General features: G+C 59.0%; 10 protein-coding genes and 1 pseudogene. All 11 read left to right on the top strand.

Annotation, left to right across the window (positions count from 1 at the left end; all coding sequences use genetic code 11):
• Positions 1-110 precede the first annotated feature (110 nt).
• The 11 genes and pseudogenes from E9954_RS31270 (at position 111) to E9954_RS31320 (ending at position 14931) form a co-directional block, all read left to right on the top strand.
• Positions 111-380 carry a hypothetical protein gene (locus E9954_RS31270; RefSeq protein ID WP_136083237.1) on the top strand — a complete coding sequence of 90 codons (270 nt, stop codon included), beginning with the start codon at positions 111-113 and terminating at the stop codon, positions 378-380.
• Positions 373-2604 carry a sulfatase-like hydrolase/transferase gene (locus tag E9954_RS31275; protein ID WP_136083238.1) on the top strand — a complete coding sequence of 744 codons (2232 nt, stop codon included), beginning with the start codon at positions 373-375 and terminating at the stop codon, positions 2602-2604. Before E9954_RS31270 ends, E9954_RS31275 begins: the two co-directional genes overlap by 8 nt.
• Positions 2601-3584 carry an aldo/keto reductase gene (locus E9954_RS31280; RefSeq protein ID WP_136083239.1) on the top strand — a complete coding sequence of 328 codons (984 nt, stop codon included), beginning with the start codon at positions 2601-2603 and terminating at the stop codon, positions 3582-3584. Before E9954_RS31275 ends, E9954_RS31280 begins: the two co-directional genes overlap by 4 nt.
• Before the next feature lie 92 nt (positions 3585-3676).
• On the top strand, positions 3677-5446 hold the full coding sequence (locus tag E9954_RS31285) for an arylsulfatase (protein WP_222847386.1): 1770 nt from the start codon (positions 3677-3679) through the stop codon (positions 5444-5446).
• A 38-nt stretch (positions 5447-5484) separates the two neighbouring features.
• A complete protein-coding gene (locus E9954_RS31290) occupies positions 5485-6870 on the top strand; it encodes a Gfo/Idh/MocA family protein (RefSeq protein ID WP_136083240.1) in 1386 nt (461 codons plus the stop codon).
• A gap of 78 nt (positions 6871-6948) precedes the next feature.
• Positions 6949-7731: pseudogene (locus tag E9954_RS31295) on the top strand (UxaA family hydrolase); the annotation flags it as partial.
• A 100-nt stretch (positions 7732-7831) separates the two neighbouring features.
• The gene (locus E9954_RS31300) at positions 7832-10651 is read left to right on the top strand and encodes a glycoside hydrolase family 2 TIM barrel-domain containing protein (RefSeq protein WP_136083242.1); all 2820 of its coding nucleotides are present in this window, start codon (positions 7832-7834) and stop codon (positions 10649-10651) included.
• 303 nt (positions 10652-10954) lie between these two features.
• Positions 10955-11146 carry a hypothetical protein gene (locus tag E9954_RS32850; RefSeq protein WP_168442726.1) on the top strand — a complete coding sequence of 64 codons (192 nt, stop codon included), beginning with the start codon at positions 10955-10957 and terminating at the stop codon, positions 11144-11146.
• 100 nt (positions 11147-11246) lie between these two features.
• Positions 11247-12827: a sulfatase family protein gene (locus tag E9954_RS31310; protein WP_136083244.1), complete on the top strand. Its 1581-nt coding sequence runs from the start codon at positions 11247-11249 to the stop codon at positions 12825-12827.
• 12 nt (positions 12828-12839) lie between these two features.
• The gene (locus E9954_RS31315; protein ID WP_222847388.1) at positions 12840-14483 is read left to right on the top strand and encodes a sulfatase family protein; all 1644 of its coding nucleotides are present in this window, start codon (positions 12840-12842) and stop codon (positions 14481-14483) included.
• A 115-nt stretch (positions 14484-14598) separates the two neighbouring features.
• On the top strand, positions 14599-14931 hold the full coding sequence (locus E9954_RS31320; RefSeq protein WP_222847389.1) for a hypothetical protein: 333 nt from the start codon (positions 14599-14601) through the stop codon (positions 14929-14931).
• Positions 14932-14980: the final 49 nt, after the last annotated feature.

Raw genomic sequence — 14980 nt, forward strand, 5'->3', positions numbered from 1 at the left:
GCAGCCATAAAAAACAAGGGAAGGCATCGCGCTGTCCAAAATGGGCCGACAATTGGCTTGGTGTCCAAACCCTTTTAGGTTAAACGTTTATTCTTTATGAGAGGTGAACAATGAAATATGGTGTTGTGTGTTTGTTTTTAGTGAATTCGCTGCTGGTTGGGGCGGGGGCGTCGAAGGTCCTGCCGAACATTGTGGTGATTGTGGCCGACGACCAGGGCGATGCGGATGTGAGCTATAATCCGCTCCATCCGCCGGAGGAGGAAACGCTCTACGCCGACTGGTTCGCGCAGATGGCCGAACCGGCCAAGGGCTCCAAGCACTACGACCCAACGGGGGGCGGCAAAAAGAAAAAGAAGGCGAAGGGGAAGACGGGTGAGTAGTTTCCGGAGCGGGAAGGCTGCCCCGATCCCAAGCTTCCGTTGGATGAAGGGCGTTCTGGGTTGGGTTGTTTTGGTTTCGGGGCTCCGGTTGGTTGCGGAGGCCGGCGAGATCCGTGCGATGACGTTCAACGTCCGCTACCCGGCGCCGCAGGACCTCAACGAGAAATCGTGGGACCTCCGCAAGGATCTGGTGATTGCGTCCATCAAGAAGCACAGGCCCGACTTCCTCGGCACGCAGGAAATCGTGGCGGAATATCTACCCTTCCTCGAAAAGGAATTGCCGGAATATGCCCACATCGGGCGTTTCCGCAAGGGGGACGGCGACCGGTTCGACGAATGCTCGAAAATATTCTACCGCAAGGACTGCTGGGAGATCGTGGGGAACGACCACGGTTCGTTCCAGTTGTCCGACACGCCGGAGGTGGTCGGATCCCGGGATTGGACGAGCATGGCGCGGGTGACGAGCTGGGCGCGCTTCCGCCGGATGGGCACCGGCGAAACCCTTTATGTCTTCAACACCCACTGGGACCACCGCACCGGGCGGGACGAGTCTTCGCGCCTGTGCGCGGAACGCATCGCCGCACGCAAGGCCCCGGACGATCCCGTGATCTTCATGGGCGACTTCAACCGCTACCAGGAAACAAACCCCATGCGCCATCTACTGGGTGAAAAGGTGTATGGAACGGAGCCGCCCATCGCAATGGCCGACACCGATCCCGGAGTGCAAAAAATCGACCATGTTCTGGTATGGCCGAAGAGCGCAAAGGTGATCAAGGCCGGGGTTGTGAAGGACCGCTACGATGCGGGGGCGCACAAACACGTGCGCCCGTCCGACCACGATCCCACGTTGGCGATCATCGATTTCCAGGCCAGGCGCCCCAACGTGGTGCTGATCCTGGCCGACGACCTCGGCTACGGCGACCTGTCCTGCTACGGGCAGCAGAACCATCAAACGCCGGCCATCGACCGGTTGGCCGCCGAAGGGGTGCGGGCAACGGATTTCTACGTGCCGGTTCCGTATTGCGCCCCGTCGCGCGCGGCGCTGCTCACCGGGCGGCATCCCTTCCGCAACGGCCTGACCCGCAATCCGCATCCGGGCATTCACGACGATCGCGGCCTGCGGCCCGAAGAGATCACGCTGGCCGAGGTGTTCCGGCAGGCGGGCTATGCAACAACCTGCATCGGGAAATGGCACCTCGGCCACACCGCGGCATTCCACCCGACGCAGCAGGGCTTTGATGAATATTACGGCATCCTCTATTCCAACGACATGCTTCCGGTCCAGGTCTGGGAGAACCACAAGGTGGTGGAGAATCCGGCCGAGCAGACCTTGCTGACCCAACGCTACACCGAACGCGCAACGGACTTCATCGAACGGAATTCGGACAAACCGTTCTTCCTGTACCTGCCCCATGCCATGCCGCACAAGCCGCTGGCGGCTTCGGCTCAATTCCATACGCCCGAAACGCCGGACGACCTCTATGCCGACGTGATCCGGGAGCTGGATGGGTCGGTGGCAACCATCCGCCAAGCCCTCGAATCCGCTGGGGTGTTGGAGCAAACCATCTTGATCTTCCTGTCGGACAACGGGCCCCATTACGGCGGCAGCACCGGCGGGCTCAAGGGGAAGAAGGCCACCTCGTGGGAAGGCGGCATCCGGGTTCCGTTCCTCCTGCGCTATCCCGGGGCGTTCCCCGCCGGGCAGGTGGTTTCAACGCCGCTGAGTTCGCTCGATCTCTTCCCGACCTTGCTGGGGCTAACCGGGGTGCCCATGCCCGCCGGCTTGAAGATCGATGGCGAAAACATTACGGAGGTACTCCAGGGAACCACGGATACGCACGGCCCGATCTTCAGCGCGCACAACGAAGAAATCATGACCATTCGCAAGGGCGGCTGGAAGCTCTTCGTCCAGGAACCCCGCTATCTTTCGAAGCGGGATCTAAACCCGGACTATGTCGATCGCGTCTGGCCCAATGGCATCACGATTCTCGGGCAGAGGGAACAACCGACCTCGATGCAATACCCGGGGGTTCCGCCCATGCCGCTGGGCAATCCCCGTCCCTTGTTCAATCTGGCCGCGGATTCATCCGAAATGACGGACGTGTCGGGGGCCCATCCCGAAATCGTTGAGCAACTAACCGCGGAATGCCAGCGGTTCCTGGCATCCATGCCAGGGTATACAAACACGAACGGGGAAGCATCCCCGGATAAAGGACAACCATGAACTATTCGGAAACACGCAATGAAACCATGCTCTACAACCGGGTGGGCCGCAGCGGCTTGAAGCTGCCGGCGATCTCGCTCGGGATGTGGCATAATTTCGGGGAAGGCGAAAACCTCGCCAACCAAGCGGCACTGCTGCGCACCGCCTTCGATGCGGGGATCACCCATTTCGATTTGGCCGACAACTATGGCGGCGGATTCGCCGAGGTGAACGTCGGCAACATGCTGAAGTCCGATTTCGAGGGGCACCGCGACGAGCTGGTCATTTCCACCAAGGCGGGGCATCGCATGTGGAGCGGGCCCTATGGCGACTGGGGCAGCCGGAAACATATCATGGCCGGGATAGACCAAAGCCTGGAACGGCTTCAGCTCGACTATGTCGATATCTTCTACCATCACCGCCCGGATCCCGAAACACCGATGGAGGAAACGGCGCAGGCCTTGGCCGATGTGGTTCGGCAGGGCAAGGCGCTATACGTCGGGATCTCCAATTATTATGGCGCGCCTTCCCGGCGCATGGTCGCGTTGCTCAAGGAGTTCGGCGCGCCCTGCCTGCTCAACCAGCTTCCGTTCAACATGTTCGACCGCAATGCCGCCGAATCCGGCGAGTTCCAGGGCTTGGTTGAAGATGGCGTCGGGGCCATCACCTTCAGCCCGCTCGCGCAGGGGCTGCTCTCGGCGCGCTACCTCCATGGAGTCCCGGCGGACTCGCGCGCGGCAACGGAAGGAACCTGCCTCGATCGGGAGCGCGTGAGCGACGAACTGTTGGAAAAAGTCCGTGCGTTGAACGAAATTGCACGGCAACGCGGGCAGAGCCTGGCCCAGATGGCACTTTGCTGGAACCTGGATTTTGCTCCCGTGGCCTCCGTTTTGATCGGCGCGAGCCGGCCGGAGCAACTGGTTGAAAACACGAAGGCGCTGGAGAACCGGACGTTTTCCGGGGAAGAGCGGAGCTTGATCGATTCCTTGACTGCGGCATAGGTTTTCCGGGGCCGCCTCCGGTAAATTAATGGCCTTGCTTGTCTGATTCCTTTGGGCCTAAAGCGTTTATTCAATTACTGGGAGCGGATGGCGTGAAACGAGTGGTCTCGAAATATATGGTGTTCGGCGCGATCGGCGCGTTGGTTTCGGTGGCGGGGCATGCCGCTTCATCGAAGCCGAACGTGGTGGTCATCCTCACCGACGACCAGGGCTGGGGCGATCTGGGCATCAACGGGAACACGGCGATCCACACGCCGAACATCGACCGCATGGCGCTCGCGGGGGCGCGCTTCGACCGTTTTTTCGTGAGCCCGGTTTGTTCCCCGACGCGCGCGGAGTTTCTGACCGGGCGGCACCATGTACGCTGCGGGGTATACAGCACGTCCGCCGGCGGGGAGCGGATCAATGCCGACGAGACCTTGATCGCGGAGCTCTTCAAGCGCGGGGGCTACAAAACGGCGGCGTTTGGCAAGTGGCACAGCGGGATGCAGGCCCCGTACCATCCCAACACGCGCGGCTTCGACGAGTTCTATGGGTTTTGCTCCGGCCACTGGGGCGACTATTTCAGCCCGATGCTCGACCATAACGGCGACATCGTTTCGGGCAACGGCTATGTGAACGACGATTTCACCGAACGGGCGATGGACTTTATCGCCACCCACCGCGCGGCTCCGTTCTTGGTCTATCTTCCGCTCAACACGCCGCATTCGCCCATGCAGGTTCCCGACCGGTGGTGGGACAAGTTCAAGGATATGGAGCTGACCCAGGAGCATCGGGACCGGAACAAGGAAAACATCGACCACACCCGCGCCGCGCTGGCCATGTGTGAGAACATCGATTGGAACGTGGGCCGCTTGCTCGCCAAGCTCGATGAATTGAAGCTCGCGGAAAATACCATCGTGGTCTATTTCTCCGACAACGGCCCGAACGGGAAACGGTGGAACGGCGACATGCGCGGACAGAAGGGATCGACCGACGAAGGCGGGGTGCGCTCCCCGTTGTTCATTCGCTGGCCCGCAAAAATCAGGCCCGGAACCGAAGTGCTGCCGATCTGTTCGGCCTACGATCTGCTGCCGACCCTGGCCGAGCTGTGCGGGGTGCCGTTGGCAGGAACCCAGCCGCTGGATGGAACCAGCCTCAAGCCGTTGCTGCTTGGCCAGACCGCCGGATGGAAGGAGCGGACGCTGGTGCACTATTGGCGAAATATTTCGGTTCGAACCCAGCGCCATCGCCTGGACTACAAGGGTAATCTCTACGACATGGTGGCCGATCCCGGCCAACGGAAACCGGTCAACGGCGAAGCTCCCGAGACCGCCGCATCGCTGGCCGCGTTCGCGGAAAATTGGCGCACTCAAATGTTGGCGGAGCATGGCAAGGCGTTCGACGGCCGCCCGTTCGTGATCGGCCATCCGGGAGCGCCCATCACCCAGATTCCCGCGCGCGACGGCGTGGGCCTTGGCGGAATCAAACGCTCGAGCAGGCATCCCAACGACTCCTTTTTCACCCACTGGAAAAACAAGGACGACGCCATCGAGTGGAATTGCGAAGTGGGCCAGGGCGGAACCTACCAGGTCGAGCTGTTCTATACCTGCCCCGCCGCCGACGTCGGATCGACCGTTGAACTGGCGTTCAACGCGGCCGTGTTGACCGGGAAAATCGTGGAGGCGCACGATCCGCCGCTGGAAGGCATGGAGCTGGACCGTGTTCCGCGCAGCGAATCCTACAACAAGGACTTCAAGCGGATGACGCTGGGTAGAATCCAGCTGCAAAAGGGCCCCGGAACACTCAGGCTCCGGGCCTTGGATATTCCCGGCGAAGGGGTCATGGACTTCCGGCTCATGCTGTTGACGCGGGTGGACTGAATGTGGAACTGTGGATAAACCTATAATGGAGACCGAACATGAAGATGAATAGAAAGCAGTTTGTTAAGGCCGGGGCCGCGGCCACCGTCGGGTTTCCGGCCATCGTGCGCGCCCAGGGGCTCAATGAAAAATTGCAGGTGGCCTTTGTGGCGGTTGGCGGGAAAGCCAAGACGCACACCAAGGAAGCCCATGCGCACGGGCTCCAGTGCGTGGCCTTCGCCGATGTTGACAAAAGAACGTGGGGCAGCGTGCACGACAAGGAGGGGTGGGGCGGTGCGACCGGCTACACCGACTGGCGCGAAATGTTCCAGAAGCAGCGCAAGGACATCGATGTCGTCTTCGTGACCACGCCCGACCATTCCCATTTTTCACCTAGCATGACCGCGGTTTCGATGGGCATCCATTGCTACACGGAAAAGCCGCTCACGTGGTCGGTGCGCGAGGCGCAACTGCTGACCCAGGCGTATGGTGAGCAGAAAAATGTCGTGACCCAGATGGGGAACCATGGCCATGCCATGCAGGGGTGGCGCGTGGCCTATGAATTGGTGAAGGGTGGGGCCGTCGGCGAGGTGAAGGAATTCCACACCTGGACCAACCGGCCGATTTGGCCGCAGGGCGGAAACCGCCCCGGCTACACCTCGCCGGTTCCGGATTATCTAAACTGGGAGGCCTGGATCGGCGCGGCCCCGATGCGCCCGTTCGCCGCTCCGCAAGAAGGCGCCCACAAAGGCTATGGACCCTATCATCCATTCAACTGGCGCGGCTTCGTGGACTTTGGTTCCGGCGCCCTGGGCGATATGGCCTGCCACACGACCGATGGCATCTACGCCATCATGAATCCGGGCTATGCCGCAACCGCCGAGCCCCTGGAGATGAACGGTTCCATTGGCGACCAATATCCCGCCGGCATGGTGGTCAAGTGCACCTACCGGGCAACGGCCGAGCGCCCCGGCTTCGCAACCTATTGGTACGAAGGCCAGGACAAGAAGGGTCAACCCTACATGCCGGAAACCCCCGAGGAACTGAAGGAGGATGACGCCACCCTGCCGCGCACCGGAAACCTGATTGTCGGCACCAAGGGCAAAATGCTGGTTCAGGGCGACTACTGGAACAGCCCGCGCATCATTCCCGAAGCCAAGCGCCGCGAGTTCGGACGCCCGGAACAGCTGCTCGACCGTTCCCCCGGCCACCACGCGGAATTCTTCATGGCTTGCCGCGGCGAAAAACCGCGCGAATTCAGCCAGTCCAACTTTTCCTATTCCGGGCCGATGACCGCCAATATCCAGCTCGGCAACCTCTGTGCCCGGGCCGGGAAAAAGCTCGTCCTCAATGAAGCCGGGGAAATCACCAGCGACCCGAAGATCAACGAGCTCGCCTGGCGCGAACCCCGCAAGGGCTGGGGGCCGCTGGAAAGCATCGTCTAGCGGTTGTTGCTCCGGTAGGCAAGGGGGCTTTGGCCAAAGTGTTGCTTGAAGCTGTTGCTGAGATGCGAGGCGTGCGGCAAGCTGCTGGCCGAGCTGCGCGATGCGGCGGCCACGGTTCAGCGGGAACCGGTGCCGGTTTCCAAACTGCGGATCGGCTTGAAGTGCGGCGGATCCGATGCCTTTTCCGGACTGACGGCGAATGCGTTGGTCGGGGCGGCTTCGGACCGGTTGATTGCGCGTGGCGGCTCGGCGGTGCTGACCGAAATCCCCGAGGCCTTCGGCGCCGAAACCATCCTGTTCAACCGCTGCGTGAACGAAGCGGTTTTCGACCGCGCGGTGGCGGTGGTGAACGATTTTAAAAACTATTTCATTTCGCATGGCGAACCCGTTGGCGAAAACCCGTCGCCGGGAAACAAGCAGGGCGGGATTAGCACTCTGGAGGACAAATCGCTCGGGTGTGTGCAGAAGGGGGGCACGGCACCCTTGGCCGATGTGATTCGATACGGTGAACGAATCAAGAGCGATGGGCTGACGCTGCTGGAAGGCCCGGGGAACGACATTGTTGCGGTCACGGCTTTGGCGGCGGCCGGTTGCCAGATGGTGCTCTTCACGACCGGCCGCGGAACGCCGCTGGGCGGGCCGGTGCCGGTGGTGAAGATTTCCTCGAACAGCGCGTTGGCGGAGCGGAAGAAAAACTGGACCGACTATAACGCCGGGGTGTTGCTGGAGGGCGCGGCGATGGATGACGTGGGCGATGCCTTCTTCGAGTATCTGGTGGATGTGGCGTCCGGCTTCAAAACCCGCAGCGAGGAAAATGGATACCGCGATTTTGCAATATGGAAACAGGGCGTGACGCTATAACAGGAATGATTTGATGACCGCGAAGGCGCAAAGAAACAAAGATTTAAAGGCTTTGCGACTTAGCGCCTTTGCGGTCAAAAACAGTGCAGGTGATATTAATATGAAAAAATGGATGATTAGTTTAGTTGCCGGGCTGGCGGTTTCTCCTTTTGGAGCACCGGGTGCGGAGCGGATTTATCTTTCGGGCCAGGGGCCGTCGGACGCGGTGGAGTGGGACTTCATCTGTTCCAAAGGCCGCAAGAGCGGGGAGTGGACGAAGATCCCGGTGCCGTCCAACTGGGAGCAGGCGGGGTTTGGCAATTATAACTATGGCCACGACGACCCCGCGACAAAACATGATGAGACCGGCACCTACCGCACCTCCTTCATGGTTCCCAAGGATTGGCAGGAAAAGCATGTGCGCCTGGTCTTTGAAGGTTCCATGTCGGAAACCTCGATCAAGATCAACGGCAAGAGCGTAGGGACTCCAAACCTCGGGGGCTACCTGCCGTTCCGCTACATTCTGAATAAAAAATCCAATTTGAAATATGGTGGGGAAAACACACTCGAAGTATTGGTGAAGAAAAAACCGGAGAACAGCAGCCTCGACCAGGCGGAACGCAAGGGCGACTACTGGGTGTTCGGCGGCATCTACCGGCCGGTCTATCTGGAGGTGCAGCCGAAGGAATTTGTCAATCGCTTGGCGATTGATGCCAGGGCCGACGGCACGCTGCGCCTCGATGTTTTTCCCCAGGTGCAGCATGAGAGCCGGTTCTGGAAAAAATCGAAGGGTTACGTTGACGAGCTCGTCGCGCAAGTCCAGACGCTGGAAGGCGAAAATGTGGGCCAACCCATGACGGCGGAAATGCACAATGGCACCGGCCGGATTCGTTTAAACACCAAAATCAAAAACCCGAACCTTTGGTCGCCGGAATATCCGAATCTCTACCAGGTCAAGGTCACCCTGAAGAAGGACGGGGAAATCCTGTCGGAAAAAACGGAGCGCTTCGGCTTCCGGACATTCGAGCTCCGGCCTCGGGATGGCCTATATCTGAATGGAAAGAAAATCATGGTTCAAGGCGTGAACCGCAATGTCTTTGATCCCCGGCATGGCCGCGCCGTGGATGCCGAAAAGGTTTGGAACGATGCCCGTGCGATCAAGGCGATGAATGCCAACCTGGTGCGTTCCCACATGCCGCCGACGACGGAGTTCATGCGGGCCTGCGATGAGCTGGGCCTGATGGTGATCACCGAGCTGTGCAACTGGCACGATCCCTATATCGACACGCCGATTGCGCGGAACATCGCCTATGAAATGGTGGTCAAATACCAGAACCATCCGTCGGTTGTTCTCTGGGCGAACGGCAATGAAAACGGGTTCAACCTGGAGATTGACGAGCTGTATCCGCTCTATGATCTTCAAGATCGCCCGGTGATTCACCCATGGACCTATTTTGACGGGATCAATACGTTCCACTATCCGGATTGGAAAGCGTTGCAGGTGCAGCTCAACCGACCGGCGGTCTATCTGCCGACCGAGTTCCTGCATGGCCTTTACGACGGCGGGCACGGCGCCGGGCTGGAGGACTATTGGAACGCCATGCGCGCAACTCCGACCTCGGCCGGTGGCGTGCTGTGGTGCTGGGGCGATGCCGCACTCATGCGTACCGACCAGGATGGCGAGCTGGACACGGCCGGCAACCAATCGGCCGATGGCATCGTTGGCCCTTACGGGGAAAAGGAGGCATCCTATTATTCCGTCCGCGAAATCTGGTCGCCGATCCAAATGGCGATGCCCCCGGATTTCGAAGGCAAGCTGGAACTTGAAAACCGCTACCATGAAACCGGCCTCGAGGAATGTTTGTTTGAATGGCGCTTGGTGAACTTTGCGGCACCGTTCGCCACCACCGTCGAAACCACGGTGGTTGCCGAAGGGAAGCTCCAGGGGCCGAAGATCAAACCCGGCAAAGTGGGAGCTCTCCAGCTTCCGCTTCCCAAGGATTGGAAAGAGGTCGACGGCCTGGAGTTGCGAGCACTCGGCAGCAACGGAGTGGAAATCATGCAGTGGGCATGGCCGTTGAAGGTAGCTCGCATATCTGATGCGAGTTTGTCCGAACGCGGATCGGATATCCGCGCTACACAGGGTGCAGAAACCGGGTTCCATTTTAAAATTGGCGATACCGAATGGAGGTTTTCCAAAACAACCGGACAGTTGCTGGGCGCTTCAGTCGATGGAAAAGATGTCGGACTTGGGATGGGGCCGATCCTCTATGCCGGCACGCTGGATGAAGTGCTGGAATTTTCCACGGACTGGAAGGCCGAGGTTTCGGAAAAGGATGGGGCGGTGGGCATCCAATCCGGGAATTCGGACGGTTCATCCTTCAAATGGACGCTTTCGGACGACGGCACCGTGGCGCTCGATTATTCGTTTGCCGCACTGACCAACGAGCTGGCCTATTGCGCGGTCGGCTTTGATCTCGCCGAGGAGAAGGTGGTCTCGAAACGCTGGCTGGGGCAGGGGCCGCACCGCATCTGGGGCAATCGGCTGAAGGGGCCGCAATTCGGATTGTGGGAAAATGAATACAACGATCGCATTACCGGCGTGGACTGGGGCGAGCCGGAATTCAAGGGCATTTTCGGGAACGTGGACTGGATGCAGATAGGCCTTTTGGATAATTCCTCGCTGCTGGTTGATCCTGATAGGTTCTCGTCCGTTGGTGTGTTGCTGCCGAGAAATGCGGAGGGCGAGCGCAATAAGAAAACATACACCAGTCCGATCCACGCCTGGTGGCACTATCCGGAAGCGGGCGGGCTGCATCTGTTCCACAAGCTTCCGGGAATTGGAACCAAGTTCGCGAACGCCTGGGAGCTCGGCCCGCAGGGGTCGCCAAGCGTGGTCGAGGGACCGATCAAAGGACGGGTTGTGTTTCGGGTGAGATGAGTAAACACAAAGGCACAAAGTTCACAAAGCTTGGTGCTCTGCGTGCCTTGGGCACGGCGGGTGTTGAAGGAGTTTTGATGACGTGTTCTGGATTAGCGATGGTGCTGTTGTGTGTTGGGAGTTCCGCGCTCGCCGTGGCGGGCAAGCCGAATGTGGTGCTTATCCTGTTGGACGATGTCAGCCATTATTCAGTGTCCGCGTATGGTGCGGAATCGATCAGCTGCGACCATCCAACGGAGCCATTCGAAAATGTGCCATTCGCGACGCCCCGCATGGATAGCTTGGCTGAAGAAGGCGTCCGGTGTGATTTGGGCAAGCGGCAATCCGGAAATCGCCACCGTGGATAAATTCGGCGTGCTGCATGCGCACCAGGCGGGCGAGGTCATCATCAACACCTATTCCTGGGACGATGCCAACCCCTCCGCAAAGAACGAAGGGGAGACCTATTCAACGTCCGGCATTAAAGGTGAGGTGCGGATCGTCATCGCGGAGTAGGTTTTAATGAGGGATGGTCCCGTCCTTTTAGCCAAGTGACAACGTTCGGCCGATATGGGACGTTGTGGGCTGATTGCGAAGGTTATGGAGGAAAGAGTCTATGAAGCATCTGTTTATCTTGATCGCGGCATCGCTGTCTGCGGGGCCTGCATGGGTTTCCGCCGCGCCATCGGGGCAACCCAATATCGTGGTGATTCTGGCCGATGATATCGGTTCCGGCGATATCAGTTTTTATCGGGAACGTTTCATGAAAATGGAACCCGTTCTGGAAACGCCGAACATTGATGCGTTGGCGGAAAACGGCATGTGGTTCACCGATGCCCATTCGTCGACTTCGCTTTGTGCGCCGACGCGCTATGCCATCATGAGCGGCAAGAACAACTACCGTTCGGTCGCGCCATGGGGCGTGTGGAACTCGTTTCTTGAAGGCGCGATCAAGGTGGGCGACACGACGCTTGGAACCGTTGCGCGCGATGCGGGCTATGCAACCGGCTTTGTCGGCAAATGGCACCTGGGGCTCAGTTTCAAGCGCTTGGATGGCAACGGATGCTATCGCGGTAACGACAAAGATCCGAAACCGGTTCCGGCGGACATGATGCAGATTGCCTACGGCGGCCCCAAGGACATGGGCTTTGATTATGGCTATGCGCTGCCGACCGGTGTGCAGGGGCCGCTCTATATGGCCTACGAAAATGAAAAGTGGGCGCCGTTCGAAGCGGATTCAAAAATGATCTGCTGGAATGAGCAAACGGCCACGGATCCGGCCACGGTTACCGCGGAAGATAAAAAGGCGCTGAACATCGAGGGCAACATGACGATCTCCGACAAGGGACCTGGCATGGGCGACTCCAACTGGGATACCTCGAAGATTCCGGACATTATCTCCCGCAAGGCGGTTGGCTTCATCAACGAGCATGCCAACAAGAAACCGTTCTTCCTCTACTACTGCAGCCCCGAGGCACACCGCCCGCACATGCCACCCGCGGAGATGGACGGCCAGAAAATCCGCGGCACGTTGCCGTCGCGCCACATGGAATGCATCAAGGTGCTGGATCTTGAGGTAAAACGCATTGTCGACGCGCTGAAAAAAAACGGTGTGTTGGATAACACGCTGGTCATCTTCACGGCCGACAATGGCGGCCTGACCTGGAATGTGCCGGGCACGATGGAGTCCGGACACAGGCCGAGCGGGCTATACCGCGGCGCCAAGAGCGCCCCGCACGAAGGCGGGCACCGTGTGCCGTTCATTGCCCACTGGCCGAAAAAGGTGAAGGCCGGAGCCATGACCGACGAGCTGGTGATCACCCACGACCTGATGGCGACGGTCGCCAAAATCGCCGGCACGAAAATGAAGGACGAGGAGACGCTCGACTCCACGAACATTCTCCCGGTGCTGCTCGGGGAAGGAAAATTCAACCCGCGCGATAAGCTGATCTGGCAGGCGGGCGCAAGCTTCGAGGTCATGTACCGCGAAGGCGGCTGGAAGCTGATCATCCAGAGCAGCCATCAGCTGGATAAATGGGAGCCGATCGCTCTGTTCAATTTGGAGTCCAACCAGGCGGAGAATGAAGAACGGAACCTGATCACACATCCTGAATACAAAGCCCGTGCAGAAAAAATGTTTAATGAATATATGCGCATCCGCGAGAGTGGTGTGCGAACGGCTCCGATGAACCCCTAATGGACCAATGGTTTGAAAAAGCAGATAATTCTCGCAATGATTATGGTGGTTGCCGTTCTTTCGGGAACGGCCGAGACACGCAAACCCAATGTGGTGATCATTTATACGGACGATCAGCCGATGGATTCGTTTGGGTTCATCCGGGGCAAGGCGCATACGCCGAACATTGACCGGCTGGCCAAGGAGGGCGCGTATTTTTCGAAGGCGTATGCAACGAGCAGCGTCTGTTCCCCGAGCCGCTATTCCGCCCTGACCGGGCAGTATGCGAGCCGCTGCCAGTCTCCCGAGTTCCGCCGGGAAATCAGCGAGGAAGGGGTAACCAAGGTGCTGTGGAACATGGGCATGTCGGAAGACCAATGGAATTTCCCGCGCGTGATGCAGGCGAATGGATACAAGACCGGCATGATCGGAAAGTGGCATGTGGGATCGAGCGGGAAACATGGCCATCGGAAAACCGTTCCGAATAACGATCCGAAAAACCCCGAGGTGAAAAAAGTCCTTCAATACAACCAGGAATATTACTGCAAGGACATCGCCGAGTTCGGCTTTGACTACGTGGGCGCGGCTTTTCATGGAAACCCGAACGACGATCCCAACCTGGTTAAAACCGGATGCAACGTGCACCTGCCGGAGTGGCAGACCAAGCATGCGCTGGAGTTCATCGAAACGTACAAGGATGAGCCGTTTGTGCTCTACTATGCGAGTACGTTGCTGCATGTGCCGGACTGCACGGCCGATCTGAAGAAAGACCCGCGCCTGACCCCGCTGGGCTGGATGGACGAACCGATCGCCCCGGGGGTTCTGCCGCCGCGCGAGGATGTGCTGCGCCGGGCCCGCGAAGCGGGCGTTCCGGACAGCCAGAATGGAAAGCTGATTGCGGCGACGTGGCTGGACGATGTGGTCGGCGCCGTGCAGGACAAGCTGATGGCGCTGGGTCTGGACGACAATACGCTGATCCTTTATTTCAACGACAACAGCACGGATGACCAAGGCAAAGGGTCGTGCTACCAAGGCGGCGCGCACGTGCCGATGATGGCCTATCTGCCGGGGGTGGTGGAGCCCGGCGAGCGCAAGGAGCTGGTGGCCAATATTGACATTGCGCCGACCATCTTCGACTACTGCGGGGTAACGCCGCCCGAAGAGATGCAACTGGACGGCGCCAGCCTGATGCCGTTGTGCCGCAATGAAACGGTGGAGTGGCGCGATTCCATGTTCCTCGAAATCGGCATCACCCGCGCGGTGGTCAGCGACGACGGCTTCAAGTATCTGGCGTTCCGTGTTCCGGAGAGCTACACCAACCGTCCGAAGGAGGAGATCCAACAGGAGCACCGCGAAGCATTGGCGAACATCCACAAGACGTTTCCATGGACGCAGGACCTGTGGCACGAGGAGGAACATCCCCGATACATGCACATGGGCATGGCGCCCGGCGGGCATCATATGGAGCGCTTCCAGCTCTACCTGAACCATCCGCCGTTCGAAAAAAACTATTTTGATCCGGACCAACTCTACGACCTGAATCGCGATCCGCGCGAAACCACCAACCTCGCCAGCAATCCCGAATACCAGGCCAAGTTGGAACGGATGCAGAAAAAACTCAAAAAGCTGCTGGCCGATGTGCCGGGCACGTTTGCCGATTTGAAGCCAACTGAATAGCTGGGCGCCGGGGCGGAGCTCGCATATCTGATGCGAGTTTCCGCCGAGTGGGAAACGCGGATCGGATATCCGCGCTACGTCGGCCAACATGCCCACATGGAAGTAGGAAATGATAATGTTTAAGAGGCCAGTATTATTGTTGTCAGCGGCAATCGTTTTCGGTGCGTCCGTTGAAGCGGCCGACTCGCCGTGGACGCGCGGCAACCGCATTGCGATCAGTACGGATGGAAATCCGGATGCCGATGCGGATGACGTCGGCGCGACCCCGTTTACGCTGACGGTGCTGGCCAAGGCCGGGCTGCAGGACATCCTGGTGCATTACGACTTCAACAACTCTCTGGAGTACAAGCGCATAGAGCCGGATCATCTGTGTTTAGCAGAGTTCATCCATAGTTTGTTTCCGATTGAAGAATATAGAATAAAGAGATCCAAAACGATCGGTTGGTGATATAGGTCATTTGGCCAGTAGGCTATGAGAATGTTATCATAATACAGTC

This window comes from Pontiella desulfatans (genome assembly GCF_900890425.1).
GTDB classification, from domain to species: domain Bacteria; phylum Verrucomicrobiota; class Kiritimatiellia; order Kiritimatiellales; family Pontiellaceae; genus Pontiella; species Pontiella desulfatans.

Coding starts and splice junctions, on each gene's coding strand:
- E9954_RS31270 (WP_136083237.1), top strand. CDS start 111: ATGAAATATGGTGTTGTGTGTTTGTTTTTAGTGAATTCGCTGCTGGTT.
- E9954_RS31280 (WP_136083239.1), top strand. CDS start 2,601: ATGAACTATTCGGAAACACGCAATGAAACCATGCTCTACAACCGGGTG.
- E9954_RS31290 (WP_136083240.1), top strand. CDS start 5,485: ATGAAGATGAATAGAAAGCAGTTTGTTAAGGCCGGGGCCGCGGCCACC.
- E9954_RS31300 (WP_136083242.1), top strand. CDS start 7,832: ATGAAAAAATGGATGATTAGTTTAGTTGCCGGGCTGGCGGTTTCTCCT.
- E9954_RS31310 (WP_136083244.1), top strand. CDS start 11,247: ATGAAGCATCTGTTTATCTTGATCGCGGCATCGCTGTCTGCGGGGCCT.
- E9954_RS31320 (WP_222847389.1), top strand. CDS start 14,599: ATGTTTAAGAGGCCAGTATTATTGTTGTCAGCGGCAATCGTTTTCGGT.